We start from the raw sequence: 18,293 nt of genomic DNA, 5'->3' as shown, positions 1-18,293 counted from the left end.
GCGTCAGGGGCGGGGCGCCCACTTGCCGACGAAGCTGCCGCAGGTGACGGTCTGCCCGGTGAGCCGCGACCGCAGCGCGTTCTCCAGGCCGAGGTAGTCGAAGATCGGCGCGTCCCCGGCGACCTCGGCGGGCACCGGCCCGCCTTTGGCCAGCGCGGGCATGCTGACGGTCTGGAACAGCACCAGGTAATCGCCTTCGCGGTTGAGGACGTCGGCCGTCGAGAGCATGCGCTCCGGAGCATCGGCGACGATCTCCAGCGGCAGCGGCCATTCCAGCGGGAACGGGTTGCGCAGGCCGAAGGCGGGATACGCGAACGGGTTGTCCGGCAGGACGGCCGTGCGCCCGGCGGGGAATCGCGTGACGCAGTCCTGGATCTGGGAGATGTAGGTGAAGGTGCCCGGATTCGTCCGGATCCCGCGCATCGAGGGCGTCACCTCGCCGAGGTCACCGGTCAGCTTCTCGTGCGCCATGTCGAGGTACGCGGCTTCGTCGTGGTGCGCGACCACGGCCCAGCCCGACGCCAGCACCGCGACCAGGCCCATCGCCGTGGCACCCGCCAGCCCGAGCCGGCGGGACGGCTCCGGCAGCGGCGGCAGCGCGTCCGCCAGCAGCAGGATCGCCGTCAGCGCCAGTGTTCCGGTGAACAGCGTCGGCGTGTCGTTCCCCCAGGACAGGCTGGTCATGAAGCCGGTCGCGAAGACGAGCGCGCCCATCCTCGAGAACCGCCGCGTCGCCGCCCAGCTCACCAGCAGCGCGACACCGAGGATCCACCAGAGGACGTCCGCCCAGCGCGACGCGCCGGTGAAATGCCCGTCGACGACGGTGCCGACCACCACCGCCACGCCTGCCAGGAGCAGCAGCCGCGCGAGGACCGCCCCGGCGCGGCCCGCACGCTCGCGGAAGATCCCCAGCAGGGCCAGGAACACCCCGGCGATCGCGAAGAAGGTCAAGCCCCGTACCGGCGGCCGCAGCAGCGACGCGGGGTTTTCCAGCCACAGCCCGAGAAGCCGCTCGCCGTACGCGGGCAGGCCCCCGGTGAGCTGCTCGGCCATCGCGCCCAGCCCGCCGTCGAGGGTGACGATTCCGATGTAGACCACCAGGAAAGCGCCCAGCGCCAGCAGATCCCAGGCCAGCCGGGCCCACCAGCGGCCGGCGCGGAACGCGCCTTCCCGTAGCGACGGGTGCAGCAGCAGCCAGCACAGCGCGATCAGCGGCACCGGCGCGAAACTCTGTTTGACGAACACCGCGGTGCCCAGCAGTACCAGGCCGAGCCGCCGCGGCCACGCCTTGCCGTTGCGCAGCCCCGAATCCAGCGCCCAGGCACCGCAGGCGGTCAGGAAGATCCCGTCGATCGTGTGCCAGGCCATCAGCGGGAAGGCGTTGAGGTTCAGCAGCGACGCGGCCGCCGTCAGCCCGGTGAGCCCCGGGCCCCAGTCGCGGACGCGGCGCCGGGTGACCAGCACGGCGAACGCGATGGTCGCCAGGATGATCTCCAGCATGCTGAGCACGCTGGAGACGAAGAACAACGGACCCGGCAGCGCGAAGTCGACGATGTGCAGGTACGCCGAACCCAGTGGCCGCGCGGAGATGATGTCGGAATGCGGGACTTCGCCGTGCAGCACCCGCCACGCCTGGGCGAGGATGAAGCCCTGGTCGGAAGGGTGGAAACCGAAGCGCCCCACCCGGAGTTCGGTGGCGACGGCGAGCGCGAGCACCCAGACCGCGTGCAGGGACAGCCTCAGCACTGTCCTGGACGGACGTACCGCTGACCTCCCAGCCGCGTCCGGTCCGGTCGACAGCGGGGGACTGGCGACGTCCACACTGCCCCTTCCCGGTCGTCCTGCCTCGGCCCGTGCCCGCCGACCCCCCGGCGTATCGGAAACCGATGGTAGCGGCCGGGGGCGTCCCCCGATCGAGCCCCGGCGGCGGGACGTCAGTGTCTATAGGTGAACCCGCGTCCGCGATCGACGTCGACAGGGCGCGACCTGGTCTTCCTGGTCGCGAAGGTGGTTAAGGGCGCCCTGCCGCCGCGATAGCGGGGCCTTCGGCCGGGCGGGTTCACGCGTATGGTCACTTTCCGGGGAAAACCTCAGCTCCGCCCACAGGCTCTCAGGGACGGCGGCGCCAGACCAGCCGGGTGACCGCGCCCGCCACCGACGCGAGCGGAGCCTTCCTGGGCAGGCCACGGGATTCCGGCGCGGACTCCGGCATGGCGCGGTAGACCAGGTGGGCGAAGAACCGTGCCGTCTTCGGTGCGACGAGCGTCACGAGTTCGGCGGCGGTTCCTTCGGGCAGGTTCAGGATCTCGGGTCGTTTCTCCAGTGCCTTCACCACCAGTGCGGCGGCGCGTTCGGGGGAGCTCGACGGCATGCCGCGATACGAACCGGTCGGCGCGATCATGTCGGTGCGCACCAGCGGCATCCGGACCGAGGTGAAGGTGACGCCGTCGGAAAGCGTTTCCCGGCCGGCGGTCAGCCCGAACTCCTCCAGCGCGGCCTTCGAGGCCAGGTAAGCGGAAAACCGCGGGGTGTCCGTTTGCAGTCCTTGGGTGGTCACGTTGACGACGTGCCCGAATCCGCGGGCGGTCATCGACGGCAGCAGGCCCAGCGTCAGCCGCACCGGACCGAAGTAGTTGATGGCCATCGTCCGCTCGTAGTCGTGGAACCGTTCGGTGGACAGCGAAAGCGACCGCCGGATCGAGCGGCCCGCGTTGTTGACCAGCATGTCGACGGCGCCGTGCGCGGCGAGCACGTCCTTGACCAGCGCGTCGACGGCGTCGCCGTCGGTGAGGTCGCACGGATACGCCGACGCCTTCCCGCCCGCCGCGACGATCTGCTCGCGGACCTGTTCCAGTTCGTCGGCGCGCCTGGCCACGAGGATCACTTCGCCACCCTTCGCGGCGACGGCGAGCGCGGACGCGCGACCGATACCCGAGGAAGCGCCGGTGATGAGGACCTTCCGGCCATCGAGGGGTTCAGGTCCCGGACGGCGGCGGCCGCGGTCGGGATCCAGGTGCTCCAGCCAGTACCGGTAGAGCGGACCGGCGTACTCCTTCAACGGCGGCAAGGTGATCCCGCTGCCTTCGAGTGCGGCCGTCGTCGCGCTCGTGTCGAAGTCGACCTCCATGCTCAGATGCGGCAGCACTTCGAGCGGGATGCCGAGTTCCGCCAGCACCGCCGCCCGGGCCGAACGCCCGCCAGGGACCCGGTCGAATCCGGCGGCCGCGGATTTCGCCAGCCGGGTTCCGGCGCGCTTCAGCGCTCCGGACGGTCCGGGAGGAAGGACCGCGGAGATCTTCGGCCCGCCCGCGGCCCGCGCGAAGGCGTTGTAGACCTCGTGAAGCGTTTGCGGCCGGGGGGACGCCAGGTGGTACGTGCTCCCGCTGGGCGCGTCGGCGTGCATGAGGTGTTCCATCGCCTCGACGACGTAGTCGACCGGAACGAGGTTCGTGGCGCCGAGATCCGGGGCGGCCAGCGGGAGACGGCGGGGCAGCGCGGCGAGCCGCGAGATCGCGGGCAGGAAGTAGTACGGACCGTCGATCTTGTCCATCTCGCCGGTGCGCGAATCACCGGCCACGGCGGACGGCCGGTACACCCGGAACGGCGTTTTCCCGTGCTGCCGCACGAGTTTCTCCGCCTCGAACTTCGTCGCGTGGTACGGCGAAGCGAAACTCTGGCCGAGGTCGAAGTCGGCCTCGGTGAACCGCCCGGCGTACTGCCCGGCGACCGCGATCGACGAGACGTGGTGGAAGAGCCCGGCCTTCGCGGCGGCGGCGAACTCCAGGACGTTGCGGGTGCCGTCGACATTGGCCGCGCGGTTCGCCGCTTCGTCCGCGGTGAGGTCGTAGATCGCGCCGAGATGCACGACGTGGTCAAGGGGTTCCAGGCGGGCGGGATCGATGCCCAGCAGGGGTTCGGTCAGATCGCCGGTGACGGGAACGAGCTTCTCGTGGCTCGGGAGCTTCCCGCGTGAGGTCTCCCTCACGAGAACGTGGACGGCTACGGTCTCAGGTCGCCGTAGTAGGCGCGCGACCAGGCGTTTTCCCAGAAAACCCGTCGCGCCCGTCACGAAGTAGGTGGTCATGGCCGGCTCCTTCCGAACGGGGCCGACTCTACCTACTCAGAAGTAGGAACGGTAGTTGTCATTCATTGTGGTCCGGATGCTCGGCCACCGCGACCACGGCGTCGCGGAGCGCGGCGCGCAGGCGCCCCACGTCCAGCGGCCCGAGTACGGCGGCCTCTCCGGGCGGCGCCACGAGCACGATCTTGTCGCTGCTCACGAACACCGTCACGTCCCTGCGCCTGCCCGCGAGATCCCGGCAGCCGACCGACCATTCGTCCCGGGGTGCCAACGTCCTCATCCTCCCGTATCCCATGATCTCCCTTTCTCGTCCGAGGCTGGGACGAGGCGCTTTCGGGGCCGTGACGCGAGTTACCCGACATTCCTACTGATGGGTTAACCGATCCTTCATATCGTGATCGACTTCCGTTCTCGCTAGGCCGGAAGTGGAGGAACGGGAGTAGCGTCCGGGGGAGGGACTGCTTGGGAGGTCATGGATGTCCGAACCCAGGAAGATCGTCATCGTCGGAGCCGGTCTCGCCGGAGCGACGGCGGCCGGGACGCTGCGGGAACGCGGTTACGCGGGAGAGATCCTGCTGCTCGGCACCGACACGCATCGCCCGTACGAATTACCGGCGTTGTCCAAAGGGCTTTTGCTTGGCAATACCGATAAACCCGACTGGGTGCACGACGAGGGTTTCTACGCGGAGAAGGACATCGCGTTCTCCAGCGGCGCGACCGCGACCAAGATCGAGCTCGGCGCCCGCCTCGTGCACGACGACGCGGGCGGTGAACACCGTTTCGACCGGCTCGTGCTCGCGACCGGCTCACGACCGCGCTCACTGCCGGTGCCCGGCGGGGATCTGCCGGGACTGCGGACCCTGCGCACCCTCGACGACGCGCTGGCGCTGCGTTCGGCGTTCAAGGACGCCAGGCGGGTGGTGATCGTCGGCGCGGGCTGGATCGGGACCGAGGCCGCGGCGGCCGCCAGGGAACACGGCGCCGAAGTGACCGTGGTCGACCAGGTCGGCTCACCGCTGCTCGCGGTGCTGGGCGAGCAGGTGTCCGGGGTCTTCAAGGGCCTGCACACCGAGCACGGCGTGAACTGGCGGCTGGGTGAAGGCGTCGCCGGCTTCACCGGCGGCCCGGACGGGGTGACGGGCGTCCGCCTGAAGAGTGGTGACGAGCTTCCCGCGGACGTCGTACTCGTGGCCGTCGGTGCCGCGCCCCGAGTCGACCTCGCGCACGCCGCCGGGCTGGAACTGTCCGACGACGGTGGTGTCTGCGCCGACGCCGGCCTGCGGACCGCGGCGCCCGACGTCTACGCCATCGGCGACATCGCCGCGCATTTCCATCCCCGCTACGGAAAGCGTGTCCGCGTCGAGCACTGGTCGAACGCGAAATGGCAGGGCGAGCACGTCGCCGGGAACCTGCTGGGCGAGAACGAGCCGTACCTGCGGAGCCCGTATTTCTTCTCGGACCAGTACGACCTCGGCTGCGAATACCGGGGGCTCGCCGATCCCGAACGCGACGAGCTCGTGGTGCGGGGCGACCTCGCGGCACGGGACTTCACGGCGTTCTGGCTGCGGGACGGGCAGGTGGCCGCCGCGATGAACGTCAACCAGTGGGATGACGGGGACGCGTTGAAGGCCCTGGTCGAGGGACGCGCGACGGTGACCGCGGAGCAGCTGAGGACCGCTGACCTCAACGGACTCGTGAGTGGTTAGGACGGTTCTAACCGTCCTGACCACTCACGAGACCCGACCCACCACGCCACCGCCGCCCTGGCTCGCCCTAGCAGTACATGAAGGCCCCCTTCCTTGCGCCTGGCGCAAGGAAGGGGGCCTTCATGTACTCGGGACGCTGTGAAGGTCGAGTTTCCTCGGCTGAGCCGAGGGAAGGGGGCCTTCACGCGCGACCGCTGTGACTGGTGGGGCTGGTGGTGTTGCTGGAGTTGCAGGAGGCCCTCACGGACCTGCGACCAATCCCGCCACGTTCAGTAGGTATCTAAGACACTCTTGGCTCTAGCCGTCCTGACCACTCACGAGCCCCTACGCCCGCGCGACCGCCATGGCCCCTGTGGCGGACCGCGTCATGGTCCCGAAGGCCAGCAGCGCGAGCACGCCGAAGGCCGCCATCACGATCCCCATCGGGACCGCGGTGCCCGGACCGCCCAGCCCGACCAGCGGCGTCGCCAGCCCGCCGACGACGAACTGCAGCACGCCGAGCAGCGCCGACGCCGAACCGGCGGACCGCGCCTGTTCGGCGAGCGCCAGCGAGCTCGCGTTCGGCGCGACCATGCCGATACTCGACACCAGGACGAACAGCGGGATCAGCAGCCCGATCAGGCCGAGGTCGAGCACCGTCGCGGCCAGGACGCCGAAGCCGGCGACCGCCGCGATGACGAGACCGACGGTCAGCAGCGTCCGCTCCGGGAAGCGGCCGACGATGCGCCCGTTCAGCTGGCCGACGGCCACGATGCCGATGCCGTTGAGCCCGAAGACCAGGCTGTACGCCTGCGGGCTGAGCCCGTAGACGCCTTGCAGCGCGAAGGACGAGCCGGAGATGTAGGCGAACAGGCTCCCGAACATCAGCCCGGAGGCCAGCGCGTAGCCGAGGAAGCCGCGGTCGCGGAGCAGGCTCGCGTACTTCCGCAGCACCGAGCCGAACCGCGCGGGGGTGCGGCGTTCCTCGGGCAGGGGTTCCGGCAGCAGGAAGAAGACGACGGCCAGCAGGATCGCGCCGAACACGGTCAGGCAGACGAACACGCCGCGCCACGAGGTCCAGTTCAGGATCTGGCCGCCGATGATCGGCGCCAGGATCGGGGCGAGCCCGTTGACCAGCATGAGCAGCGAGAAGAACTTCGTCATCGCGGTGCCGGAGTAGAGGTCGCGCACGGTCGCCCTGGCGATCACGATGCCGGCCGCGGCACCGAAGGCTTGGACGCCGCGTGCGGCGATGAGCAGTTCGGCGGTCGGGGCGACGGCGCACAGGATCGAGCCGATCATGTAGAGCGCGAGGCCCGCCACGAGTGGTTTGCGGCGGCCGATCGCGTCGGACAGCGGTCCGAGGATCAGCTGGCCGATGGCGAGCCCGATGATGAACGCGCTCAGCGTGAGCTGGACGGTCGCGTCCGCCGCGCGCAGTTCGCCCGCCATCTGCGGCAGCGCGGGCAGGTACATGTCGATGGACAGGGGCCCGAAGGCGGACAGGCCGCCGAGGATCAGGACGAACCGGGCGCGGCCGGTCGTGACGGGCCGCGCGACGGGTTCTTCCACTCGCTCGGGCGCGATGGTCATGCTCGTTCCTTCCCCAGTCATGGTTCCGCGAGGAACAACTTGCTTAGAGTAGGTAACTATTCCCGCTGTGAGTCTCGCCACCCGGACTTCGCAAGACTGATCCGATCAATTTTCGGCGGAAATCCGAACGGCCCCTAGATCTCGGCGAAGGTCGTCGGGTATACATCGGATGTCTGTTCGTTGCTGTGGGAGCCGTTGATTGTTGGCGGTTCGGCTTGAAGGGAAGATCCGTGCAGCTGTTGCGACTCGGGGAGCCGGGAAGTGAGCGTCCGTTCGTACGTGCCGGGGACGGCACGCTGCGCGACCTCTCGGCGCTGACCGCCGACATCGATGGCGGCTTCTTCGCGAGCGACGGCGTCGCCAGGGTCGCCGCCGCGCTGGCCGCCGGTGAGCTGCCCGAAGCCGGTCCCGAAGCCGCGCGGGCCAGGGTGGGCGCGCCGATCGCGCGGCCCGGCAAGGTCGTCTGCATCGGCCTCAACTACCGGCAGCACGCCGAGGAGTCCCGCGCCGAGGTCCCGGCCGAGCCCGTCGTGTTCATGAAGGCCCCCGACGTCGTGGTCGGACCGCAGGACGACGTGCTCGTGCCGCGCGGTTCGACGAAGACCGACTGGGAGGTCGAGCTCGGCGTCGTCATCGGCAAGACCGCGCGCTACCTCGAAAGCGCCGAAGAAGCCTTGCAGTACGTCGCCGGCTACACCGTCTCGAACGACGTGTCCGAGCGCGAGTTCCAGCTCGAACGCGGCGGCACCTGGGACAAGGGCAAGTCGTGCGAGAACTTCAACCCGCTCGGCCCGTGGCTGGTCACCGCCGACGAGGTGCCCGACCCGCAGGACCTCGGCCTGCGGTTGTGGGTCAACGGCGAGAAGAAGCAGGACTCCTCGACCAAGGACATGATCTTTTCGGTCGCCGAGATCGTGCACTACGTGAGCCAGTACATGGTGCTGCGCCCCGGAGACCTCATCAACACCGGCACCCCGCAGGGCGTCGCCCTCGGGCAGCCGGACCCCAAGCCGTATCTGCGCGAAGGCGACGTCATCGAGCTCGAAATCGACGGCCTCGGCCGTCAGCGCCAGAACGTCAGGCAGGCGTGATGGCGAAGATCGTGGGTATGGAGGTGCTCGACGTCCGGTTCCCCACCTCGCGGGAGCTCGACGGTTCGGACGCCATGAACCCGGACCCGGACTACTCGGCCGCGTACGTCGTGCTGCACACCGATGGCGGTCCGGACGGCTACGGGCTCGCCTTCACCATCGGGCGCGGCAACGACGTCCAGGCCGCGGCGATCCGCGCGCTGGAATCGCACGTCGTCGGCAGGGACGTGCCGACCGACGCCGCCGCGCTCGGCGACCTGTCGCGGGCACTGGTCGGCGATTCGCAGCTGCGCTGGCTCGGCCCGGAAAAGGGTGTCGCGCATATGGCGATCGGCGCCGTCGTCAACGCCGCGTGGGATCTCGCCGCACGGATCGCCGGGCTCCCGGTCTGGCGCTTCGCCGCCGGGATGTCGCCGGAGGAGCTGGTCTCCCTCGTCGACTTCCGCTACCTGACCGACGCGCTGACCGAGCAGGAGGCGCTCGACATCCTCCGCGCCGCCGAGCCGGGCCGCGCGGAGCGGATCGCCCGGATCGAGCGTGACGGCTACCGCGCGTACAGCACTTCTCCCGGCTGGCTCGGCTACTCGGACGCGAAACTGATCCGGCTCGCCGAGCAGGCGGTGGCGGACGGCTTCGAGATGATCAAGCTGAAGGTCGGCGGGAATCTGGAGGACGACGTCCGCCGGATGAAACTCGCCCGCGAGACCGTCGGCCCGGACATCCGGGTCGCCGTCGACGCGAACCAGCGCTGGGACGTCTCGACCGCGATCACCTGGATGACCGCGCTGGCGCCGTACGACCCGTACTGGATCGAGGAACCCACCTCGCCGGACGACGTGCTCGGGCACGCCGCGATCGCCAAGGCGCTCGCCCCGATCCGCGTGGCCACCGGCGAGCACGTCCAGAACCGCGTGGTGTTCAAGCAGCTGCTGCAGGCGGGCGCGATCTCGGTACTGCAGCTGGACGCCGCCAGGGTCGGCGGGTTCAACGAGAACCTGGCGATCCTGTTGCTGGCGGCCAAGTTCGGGATCCCGGTGTGCCCGCACGCCGGCGGCGTCGGGCTGTGCGAACTCGTCCGGCACCTGTCGATGTTCGACTTCGTTGCGGTGTCCGGTTCCGACACCGACCGGTCCATCGAGTGGGTCGACCATCTCCACGAGCACTTCACCGATCCGGCCGCCGTCGTCGACGGCCGCTACGTCGCCCCGTCCGCGCCGGGCTTCTCGGCCCGGATGCACGACGCGACACTGCGCCGGTTCACCTTCCCCGACGGTCCGGAATGGACGGAGACAAGCAAGTGAGTGAGTTCGAAGGCCTCGTCGCGGCGGTCACCGGAGGCGCGTCGGGAATCGGCCGGGCCACCGCGGACCTGCTCGCCTCCCGCGGGGCGAAGGTCGCGGTCCTCGACCTGAATCCCGGCGACCTTCCCGAAGGCCTCACCGGATTCCGCTGCGACGTCGGTTCCGACGAGGAGGTCCGGGCGGCGATCGACGCGGTCGTGGACCGGTTCGGCAGGCTCGACGTCCTGGTCAACAACGCGGGCATCGGCGCGCAGGGCGACGTCACCGCCAACGGCGACGACGAATGGCACCGCGTGCTCGACATCAACGTCGTCGGCATGGTGCGGCTGGCGCGGGCGGCGTTGCCGCATCTGAAGAACTCGCCGTCGGCCGCGATCGTCAACACCTGCTCGATCGCCGCGTGGGCGGGCCTGCCCAACCGCGCGCTGTACTCGGCCAGCAAGGGCGCGGTGCTCTCGCTGACCCTGGCGATGGCGACCGACCACCTCGCCGACCGGATCCGGGTCAACTGCGTCTGCCCCGGCACCGCGGACACCCCGTGGGTCGGCAGGCTGCTCGACGCGGCGGGCGATCCGGAGGCCGAACGCGCCGCGCTCGCCGCCCGTCAGCCCATGGGCAGGCTGGTCACCGCGGACGAGGTCGCCAACGCGGTCGTGTACCTCGCCAGCCCGCTGTCGGCTTCGACCACCGGCACGGCGCTCGCTGTCGACGGAGGGATGTACGGGCTGCGTCCGCGCGGCCCGGTCCAGCAGTAGTTTTCGCTGTCATCAAGGAGGATGCGGTGCGTACGAGGGTGATCAAGGTGGCCGCCGCGGCCACCGCGCTGGGGCTGACCCTGTCGGCGTGTGGGTCCACTAAGGACAAGGTGCCCCAACCGGGTGCGGGCGGGGGTGGCAAGGTCGGCGCGACGATCCCGTTGCTGACCTCGCCGTTCTGGCAGGCCTACAACAACTACGTACCGCTGAAGGCGAAGGAACAGGGCGTCGAGGCGCTGCCGACGGTCAACGCGGACAGCGACTCGGCGAAGCAGATCACCGACATCAACACCCTGCTCAACCAGGGCGTGAAGGGCCTGGTCGTGACGCCGCTGGACTCCGCCGCCGTCGTCGCGGGACTCAAGGCGGCGGAGAACAAGGGTGTCCCGGTGGTGGCCGTCGACGTCGCGCCGGAGAGCGGCAAGGTCGCGATGGTGGTGCGCGCGGACAACAAGGCGTACGGCACCAAGGCCTGCGAGGCGATCGGCGCGAAGGTGACGTCGGGCAAGGTCGTGCAGGTCATGGGCGACCTCGCCTCGGTCAACGGGCGCGACCGCTCCGAGGCGTTCCGGCAGTGCATGAAGACCAAGTACCCGGACGTCCAGGTGCTGGAGGTCGCCGCCGAATGGAAGGCGGACAAGGCTTCGTCCGGTTTGGACAGTCTGCTGACCGCGAACCCCGACATCAAGGCCGTGTACATGCAGGCGGGCGGCGTGTACCTGGCGCCGACGCAGCAGGCGCTCAAGCGCAAGAACCTCTACTTCCCGGTCGGCGACCCGAAACATGTCGTGCTGGTCAGCAACGACGGCATCCCGCAGGAGCTGGCCGCGATCCGCGCGGGTGAGCTCGACGCGACCGTCTCCCAGCCCGCCGACGACTACGCCAAGTACGGCATGTACTGGATCAAGAAGGCCATGGCGGGGGAGACCTTCAAGGCAGGGCCGACCGATCACGGCAGCACCGTCGTCGAGGTCCGGCCCGGCATCCTCGAAGACCAGCTTCCCGCGCCCGTCGTCACCAAGGACAACGTGGAAGACAAGGCCCTCTGGGGGAACAACCTGTGAGCGCGCTGCCCGCCGGATCCGCCGTCGTGCCGGTGGTCAGCGCACAGGGCGTCGGTAAACGCTACGGACCGACCGTGGCGCTGTCCGACGTCAGCCTCACCGTGCACCCCGGCGAGTCGCACGCGCTCGTCGGCCGCAACGGCGCGGGGAAGTCGACCCTCGTCTCCATCCTCACCGGACTGTCCAAAACGGACACCGGGCACGTCGAGTTCGGCGGTGTCCCCGCGCCGCCCTTGTCCAGGCAGGACGACTGGAAACGCGCGGTCGCCTGCGTCTACCAGCACGCGATGGTCGTCCCACAGCTGACCGTCGCGGAGAACCTGTTCCTCAATCGCCAGTCGGGCAAGGGTTTCGCGATCGGCTGGCAGCGGTTGCGCCGTCAGGCACGGGACCTGCTCGACTCCTGGGACGTGCGCGTCGACGTCGACACCCCGGCGGGCGAGCTTTCGGTGGAGGACCGGCAGTTCGTCGAGATCGCCAGGGCGCTCTCCTACGGTGCCCGGTTCATCGTGCTGGACGAGCCGACGGCGCAGCTGGACAGCCAGGCGATCGAACGGCTCTTCGCGCGGATGCGCCAGATGCAGGACAACGGGGTGACGTTCCTGTTCATCTCGCACCACCTCCACGAGGTGTACGAGGTCTGCCAGGCGGTCACCGTCCTGCGCGACGCGAAGCACATCCTGACCGCGCCCGTTTCGGAGGTCGGCCGTGTCGAGCTGATCGACGCGATGACCGGCGAGCAGGGCGGGCTTTCCGTCCGTGACGCCGCCACACGCGAGGCGTTGGACGCGGACGCCGACGAGGTGCTGACCGTCGACGGGCTTTCCGGTGACGGGTTCTCCGACGTGACCTTCCGGATCCATCGCGGCGAGGTGATCGGGCTCGCGGGCAGCAATGCCAGCGGCAAGCACCAGGTCGCCGAAACCGTGTACGGCCTGCGTTCGCCGTCCTCCGGCACGATCCGGGTGGACGGGAAGCCGCTGAAACCGGGCGACATCCCGGCCGCCATCCGCGCCGGGATCGGCTGTGTGCCGAGGGACCGGCATCACGAGGGGCTGGTGCTGGAGCATTCCATCGCGGACAACGCCACACTGTCCATTTTGGACCGGATCGGGAAGGCGGGCCTGGCGTCACCGGGCGCGCGCTACGGCCGGGCCGCCCAGGCGTTGAAGGACTACGACATCGTCGCGGCCGACGCGGACCAGCCGGTGTCCGACCTTTCCGGTGGCAACCAGCAGAAGGTCGTCCTCGCCCGCGCGCTGGCCGGGGATCCGCGCCTGGTGGTGCTGATCAACCCGACCGCGGGCGTGGACGTGAAATCGAAGGAAGCGCTGCTCGCGGTCGTCGACCGGGTGCGCGCGGAGGGCAAGGCCGTGCTGATCGTCAGCGACGAGCTGGACGATCTTCGTCTGAGCGACCGGGTGCTGGTGCTGCGCGCCGGCGCCGTGGTCGCCGAACACCGGGCGGGCTGGTCCGACGGCGACCTGGTGGCCGATATCGAAGGAGTCGAACGGTGACCGAACTGATGACCGATCCGAAGACTTCGACGTTCGCGGCGCCGCCGAAGCGCCGGAAGTTCCGCTGGCTGCGCGAACTCGCCCTCATTCCCGCGCTCATCGTGGTGCTGATCATCGGAGGACTGATCAGTGACACTTTCCTGACCTTCGGCAGCATCGTCGGGATCCTGTCCGCCTCGGCCGCGCTGTCGATGGTGGTGCTGGGCGAATCACTCGTGCTGCTGACCGGGAAGTTCGACCTGTCGCTGGAATCCACCATGGGCATGGCGCCCGCGCTCGGCGCGATGCTGGTCATCCCGGTGGCGTCCTCGGGCTTCGGCACGGAGATCCCCGGGTTCGCGGGCGTCCTCGCCGTGCTGGTGGCCGGTGCCGCGGTCGGTTTCGTGAACGGTTTCCTGATCGTCAAGCTGAAGCTGAACGCCTTCATCGTCACGCTGGCGATGCTGACGGTGCTGCGCGGCACGCAGATCGGGTCCACGCAGGGGAAGACGCTCTTCGACCAGCTGGACGTGTTCACCGCGCTGGCCACGACGACGTTCATCGGGCTGCCGATGTCGGTGTGGCTGGCCGCGGCGCTGTTCACCGTGTTCGGGCTGGGGCTGCGGTATCACCGGATCGGCCGGTCGCTGTACGCCATCGGCGGGAACCGCGAGGCCGCGCGGGCCGCCGGTATCCGCGTCGACCGGATCTCGTGGGGTGTCTTCGTGGTGGCCGGGGTGCTGGCCGCGCTCGGCGGGCTCGCGTACACCGGCTACGTCGGCGCGCTCGGCGCCGATCAGGGCGACGGATTGATCCTTCAGGTGTTCGCCGCTGCGGTGATCGGCGGTGTCTCACTGGACGGTGGGAAGGGCACGCTGGTCGGGGCGCTCACCGGCGTGCTGCTCCTGCAGACGGTCACGAACCTGCTGCAGGTGGCGCAGGTGCCGCCGGAATGGCTGAAGGCGATCTACGGCGTGATCATCCTGGTCGCGTTGATCATCTCCCGCTACGCCGGCGGAAAAGCCCAAACGTAGTGATCGAGCGCGTGAAGGCCCCCTTCCCTCGGTCGAGTTCAGGTCTGCCGCGCGCCAGCGCGTCCGTTGAGGGCGGTGGCGGGGGCATGGATGGACGAGGGAAGGGGGCCTTCACGGGACATTCGGAGGAGAGTGCGGTGTCAGGAAGCTTCGGCGGCCGAAGTGGGGTCGTCGGCGGTGCCGAGCGCGTTGCGGAGCCACTGCTCCACCCCGGCCACGTGCACGGTCGCCCACGAACGCGCGAGTTCGGGCTCGCGGGCCGCGATGGCCTCGTAGATCGCCGTGTGCTGCTCGCGGGTCTTCGCGACCGCGCCCTCCTGGGTGAGCCCGCGCCAGATCCGGGCGCGGGCGGTGGGGCCGGACAGGCTGTCCAGCAGCGAGCACAGCACCGGATTTCCGGAGCCGTCGGCGATCTTGCGGTGGAACTGCAGGTCGTTCGCGACCAGCGCCTCCACCGTCGGCGAGTCGGCCAGTTCGCCGAGCAGGCGGCCTAGTTCCTCGATGTCCTCGTCGCCCATGTGCACCGCGGCCATCGCCGTCGCCGCCGGTTCGAGGATCCGGCGCACGGCGAGGAAGTCCAGCACGGTGTCGTCGCGGTGGAAGTCCACCACGAACGTCATCGCGTCGAGGAGGAGATTCGGTTCGAGGCTGGTGACGTACGTCCCGTCGCCCTGGCGGACGTCGAGCACGCGGATCAGGCACAGCGCCTTGACCGCTTCGCGCAGCGAACTGCGGGACAGACCGAGCCGCTGGGCCAGTTCGGCCTCCTTCGGCAGCCTGTCGCCCGGAGCAAGCTCGCCGGAGATGATCATGTCCTTGATCTTGTCGATCGCGACATCGGTGACCGGCATGTTCCACCGCCCTCCCCGAAGACCTCGGATGTTTGAGTGTTAGTTGACAGAGTGCCATGTTTCGAGTCGAGGAGGCGCGGTGACCCACGGTGTCGCACTACAAAGAGTGGCACTCCACACCCGGTTGAAGCCGGGCAAGGAGGCCGAATACGAGTCGGTCCACGCCGTCATCCCGCCGGATCTGGACGAGGCCCTGCGCGGTGCGGGCGTGCGTTCGTGGCGGATCTGGCGGGACGGGCTCGACCTTTTCCACGTCGTGGAGGTCGAGGACTACGCGAAGATGCGCGCGGTCCTGCGCGATCATCCGGCCAACATCCCGTGGCAGGCACGGATGTCGGAACTGCTCGACGTCGAAGACGACTACTCGGGCGGCGATTCGGGGCTCGGCCTCGTCTGGGAGCTTCCGTGAAGATCTCCTTGTCCCCGCTGGGGCTCGGCTGCGCGCAGCTGGGCAACCTGTACCACGCCATCACCGACGAGACGGCCGAAGCGACCGTCCGGCAGGCGTGGGACGAAGGCATCCGCTACTTCGACACCGCGCCGCACTACGGTCTCGGGCTGTCGGAACGGCGGCTGGGCGCGGCGCTTTCGGCGTATCCCCGCGCGGATTTCGTGGTCTCGACGAAGGTCGGCCGCGTGCTGGAACCCGATCCCGGCGGCGCTTCGCGCACCGACTCGCAGGGTTTCGTCGTTCCCGCCGCGTACAAACGGCGGTGGGACTTCAGCCGCGACGGGATCCTCCGGTCGCTCGAGGACAGTCTGGAGCGGCTGGGGCTCGACCGCGTCGACGTCGTCTACGTGCACGACCCGGACGAGCATTTCGAGGACACCGTCGACGGCGCGTTCCCCGCACTGCTCGAACTGCGGGACCAGGGTGTCGTCGACGCCATCGGGGCCGGGATGAACCAGGCGCCGATGCTCACGGAGTTCGTCCGCCGTTTCGATCTCGACGTGATCCTGCTAGCGGGCCGGTACACCCTGCTCGACCAGCCCGCGCTCGACGACCTTCTCCCGTTGTGCGCGGAACGTGGTGTGGACGTGGTGGCAGGCGGGGCGTTCAACGCCGGGATCCTCGCCACCGCGTCGCCGGGCACGATGTACGACTATGCCGAGGCTCCCGCCGAACTGGTCGAGCGCGCCCAGCGGATCGCCGACGTCTGCGCGCGGCACGGGGTCGAACTCCCGCAAGCCGCTTTGGCGCTGCCCGCCGCGCATCCGTCGGTGGTGTCCGTCGTGGTCGGCGCGCACGATCCAGGCCAGGTCCGGCTCAACGCCGAACGGTTCCGGCGTCCGGTGCCGCGCGAGTTGTGGACGGATCTGATCCGTGCGGGACTGTTGCGTGAGGACATCGTGCTGCGACAGGAGGGACGGCCGTGATCGACGCGCACCACCACCTTTGGGACCCGTCGCGGCGTGACTACCCGTGGATGACCGGTACGGCGCTGGATCCGATCCGCCGTCCGTACACAGTGGACGATCTCCGCGCGGTGACGAAGGCGGCGGGGGTGAAGGGGACCGTGCTGGTGCAGACGGTCTCGTCGGAAGAGGAGACGCGCGAGTTCCTCGCGGTGGCTCGGGCCGAACCGCTCGTCGCCGGCGTCGTCGGCTGGACGGACCTCACCGCGCCCGGCGTCGCCGAGCGCGTGGCTTCGTTTTCCGGGCCGCTGGTGGGGATCCGGCACCAGGTGGAGGACGAGGCGGACCCGTCCTGGCTGACGCGGCCCGACGTCCTGCGCGGTCTCGCCGCGCTCGGCGAGGCCGGGCTGGCGTACGACCTGCTGGTGAAGCCACCGCAGCTTCCCGCCGCGCTCGCCGCCGCGAAAGCGTTGCCGGACCAGGTTTTCGTGCTCGACCACGCCGCGAAGCCGCCGATCGCCTCGGGCGAATGGCAGCCGTGGGCGGACGGTGTCGCGGCGCTGGGGGAGCTGGACAACGTGTACTGCAAGCTCTCGGGGCTGGTGACCGAGGCCGACTGGGCGCGCTGGAAGGTCGGTCAGCTGGCGCGCTGGGCCGAGCACGTCCTGGAGTCCTTCGGGGCTTCGCGGCTCATGTTCGGCTCCGACTGGCCGGTCTGCGAGCTCGCGGCCGCGTACGAAGTCGTCGTGGACACCGCCTTTTCGCTGACGGGGTCGCTGAGCGACAGTGAACGGCTGGAGTTCTTCGACGGCACCGCGAAGCGCGCCTACCGGCTTCCTTCCGCGGGCCAGGCGTGAAGCAGCTGTGCCGAGCCCCACGTTCCGCACCGGTTTGGCCGGCGACGGAGCGGGTATCGGGAGCTCGTGACTCGCACCATGGAGAAAGTGCCCGGCGCTGATTCGCCGTCGACGGCCGGTGACCGCGGATGATCGTCGTGGCTCTGGTGATCAGCTCGGTCGCGCTGGTGGTGGCCCTGGTGGCGTTGCGCGTCGCCTTCGTCGCGCAACGCCGGGCGATGGAGTCACGCGCCCAGGCACGGCGGGCCAGCGCGCGCGCCGACTCGCTCAGTGAGCGGTTGCGTGAGGAGACACTTCAGGCAGAACCGGATCCCTCGGTGGTTTCGAAGGTGCTCCGGGTGGTCGGCCTCGCCGGACTGTTGCGGTGAACCGCTCCGAACGGAAGAAGTGGGCGGCGCGGGGTCCGGGCGCCTGAGCCGCCGGTCGATGACCCGCGGCAGGGGGAGAAAAGATCAGAACTCGTCCTGCTTGACCATCGTGCGCAGGCGGGCCAGTGCGCGGTGCTGCGTCACGCGCACGTTGCCGGCGGAGATTCCGAGCGCCTCGGCGGTTTCGGCGGCGGAAAGGCCGACGGCGATGCGGAGGGCGAGGATCTCCTGCTGCACCCGCGGGAGGGTGGAGAGCAGGCGGTTGAGCCGGGCACCGAGGTCGAGGTGCAGGGCGTGCGTTTCGGGTTCGTTGTCGCCGATGGGCCGTTCCGGCAGTTCCGGGACCGGTTCCGACCGGTCACGGGAGACCGCGCGGTAGGCGTCGGCGACCTTGTTGGCGGCGATGGCGTGCACGAGATAGAGGAACGAACCGCCGCGATCCTGATAGCCGGGCAGCGCCTTCAGCACCGCCATGCACACTTCCTGCGCGACGTCGTCCGCCGACAGGTAGGACAGGTCGCGGCCACCCATTCTGGCGCGGCAGTAGCGGACCACGACGGGCCCGATCATCCGCAGGAGGGACTGGATCGCGGCGGGATTCCCGTCGCCCGCGTCCTTGACGAGCGGATCGAGGTCTTCCTTCGTCAGCCGTCCGCCCGGCCGCGGCAGGTTCTCCGGAGTCGTGTACCCGGGGACCGCGTCGGGGGTGACGGTTCTGGACGCGCTGGAAGGTGCTTGCATGGTCGTCCTCCCCGGCCGAC

At 69.6% G+C, this 18,293-nt stretch carries 17 protein-coding genes; 11 read left to right on the top strand and 6 right to left on the bottom strand.

Going from position 1 to position 18,293, the window contains the following annotated elements; genetic code table 11:
• Nucleotides 1–3: 3 nt before the first annotated feature.
• The 3 genes from ACZ1DY_RS32270 to ACZ1DY_RS32260 form a co-directional block, all read right to left on the bottom strand.
• Nucleotides 4–1,821: a hypothetical protein gene (locus ACZ1DY_RS32270; RefSeq protein ID WP_465481900.1), complete on the bottom strand. Its 1,818-nt coding sequence runs from the start codon at nucleotides 1,819–1,821 to the stop codon at nucleotides 4–6.
• Between the two features lie 289 nt (nucleotides 1,822–2,110).
• Complete coding sequence (locus tag ACZ1DY_RS32265) at nucleotides 2,111–4,084, bottom strand: SDR family oxidoreductase (RefSeq protein WP_465481899.1); 1,974 nt, start codon at nucleotides 4,082–4,084, stop codon at nucleotides 2,111–2,113.
• Between the two features lie 58 nt (nucleotides 4,085–4,142).
• A complete protein-coding gene (locus ACZ1DY_RS32260; RefSeq protein ID WP_125673301.1) occupies nucleotides 4,143–4,361 on the bottom strand; it encodes a hypothetical protein in 219 nt (72 codons plus the stop codon).
• 196 nt (nucleotides 4,362–4,557) lie between these two features.
• Between ACZ1DY_RS32260 and ACZ1DY_RS32255 the strand changes: the two genes are divergently transcribed.
• Nucleotides 4,558–5,787 carry an NAD(P)/FAD-dependent oxidoreductase gene (locus tag ACZ1DY_RS32255; RefSeq protein WP_465481898.1) on the top strand — a complete coding sequence of 410 codons (1,230 nt, stop codon included), beginning with the start codon at nucleotides 4,558–4,560 and terminating at the stop codon, nucleotides 5,785–5,787.
• Nucleotides 5,788–6,111: 324 nt separating this feature from the next.
• Here ACZ1DY_RS32255 and ACZ1DY_RS32250 read toward each other — a convergent pair whose 3' ends face one another.
• A complete protein-coding gene (locus ACZ1DY_RS32250) occupies nucleotides 6,112–7,359 on the bottom strand; it encodes a Bcr/CflA family multidrug efflux MFS transporter (RefSeq protein ID WP_465481897.1) in 1,248 nt (415 codons plus the stop codon).
• Between the two features lie 230 nt (nucleotides 7,360–7,589).
• Between ACZ1DY_RS32250 and ACZ1DY_RS32245 the strand changes: the two genes are divergently transcribed.
• From ACZ1DY_RS32245 to ACZ1DY_RS32220, 6 genes are read left to right on the top strand one after another with little or no spacing between them, the layout of a single operon-like run.
• Nucleotides 7,590–8,450, top strand: coding sequence for a fumarylacetoacetate hydrolase family protein (locus ACZ1DY_RS32245; RefSeq protein WP_465481896.1), 861 nt, complete (start codon nucleotides 7,590–7,592; stop codon nucleotides 8,448–8,450).
• Entirely contained in the window at nucleotides 8,450–9,751 is a 1,302-nt protein-coding gene (locus ACZ1DY_RS32240; RefSeq protein ID WP_465481895.1) for an enolase C-terminal domain-like protein, read from the top strand. Before ACZ1DY_RS32245 ends, ACZ1DY_RS32240 begins: the two co-directional genes overlap by 1 nt.
• Nucleotides 9,748–10,506 carry an SDR family NAD(P)-dependent oxidoreductase gene (locus ACZ1DY_RS32235; RefSeq protein ID WP_465481894.1) on the top strand — a complete coding sequence of 253 codons (759 nt, stop codon included), beginning with the start codon at nucleotides 9,748–9,750 and terminating at the stop codon, nucleotides 10,504–10,506. The genes ACZ1DY_RS32240 and ACZ1DY_RS32235 overlap by 4 nt, the downstream gene beginning before the upstream one ends.
• Before the next feature lie 38 nt (nucleotides 10,507–10,544).
• Entirely contained in the window at nucleotides 10,545–11,570 is a 1,026-nt protein-coding gene (locus tag ACZ1DY_RS32230; RefSeq protein ID WP_465485737.1) for a sugar ABC transporter substrate-binding protein, read from the top strand.
• Entirely contained in the window at nucleotides 11,567–13,087 is a 1,521-nt protein-coding gene (locus tag ACZ1DY_RS32225; RefSeq protein ID WP_465481893.1) for a sugar ABC transporter ATP-binding protein, read from the top strand. The genes ACZ1DY_RS32230 and ACZ1DY_RS32225 overlap by 4 nt, the downstream gene beginning before the upstream one ends.
• Nucleotides 13,084–14,100, top strand: a complete 1,017-nt coding sequence (locus tag ACZ1DY_RS32220) for an ABC transporter permease (RefSeq protein WP_465481892.1) — start codon at nucleotides 13,084–13,086, stop codon at nucleotides 14,098–14,100. The genes ACZ1DY_RS32225 and ACZ1DY_RS32220 overlap by 4 nt, the downstream gene beginning before the upstream one ends.
• 140 nt (nucleotides 14,101–14,240) lie before the next feature.
• Here the strand turns inward: ACZ1DY_RS32220 and ACZ1DY_RS32215 are convergent, their stop codons facing one another.
• A complete protein-coding gene (locus ACZ1DY_RS32215; protein ID WP_465481891.1) occupies nucleotides 14,241–14,951 on the bottom strand; it encodes a FadR/GntR family transcriptional regulator in 711 nt (236 codons plus the stop codon).
• A gap of 106 nt (nucleotides 14,952–15,057) precedes the next feature.
• Between ACZ1DY_RS32215 and ACZ1DY_RS32210 the strand changes: the two genes are divergently transcribed.
• The 4 genes from ACZ1DY_RS32210 to ACZ1DY_RS32195 all read left to right on the top strand — a co-directional run bounded on the left by ACZ1DY_RS32210 (nucleotide 15,058) and on the right by ACZ1DY_RS32195 (nucleotide 17,532).
• Nucleotides 15,058–15,360 (top strand): L-rhamnose mutarotase, encoded by a 303-nt coding sequence (locus ACZ1DY_RS32210; RefSeq protein WP_007031375.1) that lies wholly within the window; start codon nucleotides 15,058–15,060, stop codon nucleotides 15,358–15,360.
• Nucleotides 15,357–16,328 (top strand): aldo/keto reductase, encoded by a 972-nt coding sequence (locus ACZ1DY_RS32205; protein WP_257485106.1) that lies wholly within the window; start codon nucleotides 15,357–15,359, stop codon nucleotides 16,326–16,328. The genes ACZ1DY_RS32210 and ACZ1DY_RS32205 overlap by 4 nt, the downstream gene beginning before the upstream one ends.
• The gene (locus ACZ1DY_RS32200; RefSeq protein ID WP_465481890.1) at nucleotides 16,325–17,164 is read left to right on the top strand and encodes an amidohydrolase family protein; all 840 of its coding nucleotides are present in this window, start codon (nucleotides 16,325–16,327) and stop codon (nucleotides 17,162–17,164) included. Before ACZ1DY_RS32205 ends, ACZ1DY_RS32200 begins: the two co-directional genes overlap by 4 nt.
• A gap of 128 nt (nucleotides 17,165–17,292) precedes the next feature.
• Nucleotides 17,293–17,532: a hypothetical protein gene (locus tag ACZ1DY_RS32195; RefSeq protein ID WP_126733508.1), complete on the top strand. Its 240-nt coding sequence runs from the start codon at nucleotides 17,293–17,295 to the stop codon at nucleotides 17,530–17,532.
• A gap of 84 nt (nucleotides 17,533–17,616) precedes the next feature.
• Here the strand turns inward: ACZ1DY_RS32195 and shbA are convergent, their stop codons facing one another.
• Nucleotides 17,617–18,273: an RNA polymerase sigma factor ShbA gene (gene shbA, locus ACZ1DY_RS32190; protein WP_185927136.1), complete on the bottom strand. Its 657-nt coding sequence runs from the start codon at nucleotides 18,271–18,273 to the stop codon at nucleotides 17,617–17,619.
• Between the last annotated feature and the right edge of the window lie 20 nt (nucleotides 18,274–18,293).

This window comes from Amycolatopsis sp. PSD-21 (assembly GCF_055561455.1).
The sequence above is the reverse complement of the archived record's forward strand: the minus strand, read 5'-3'. Positions and strand labels throughout refer to the sequence as shown.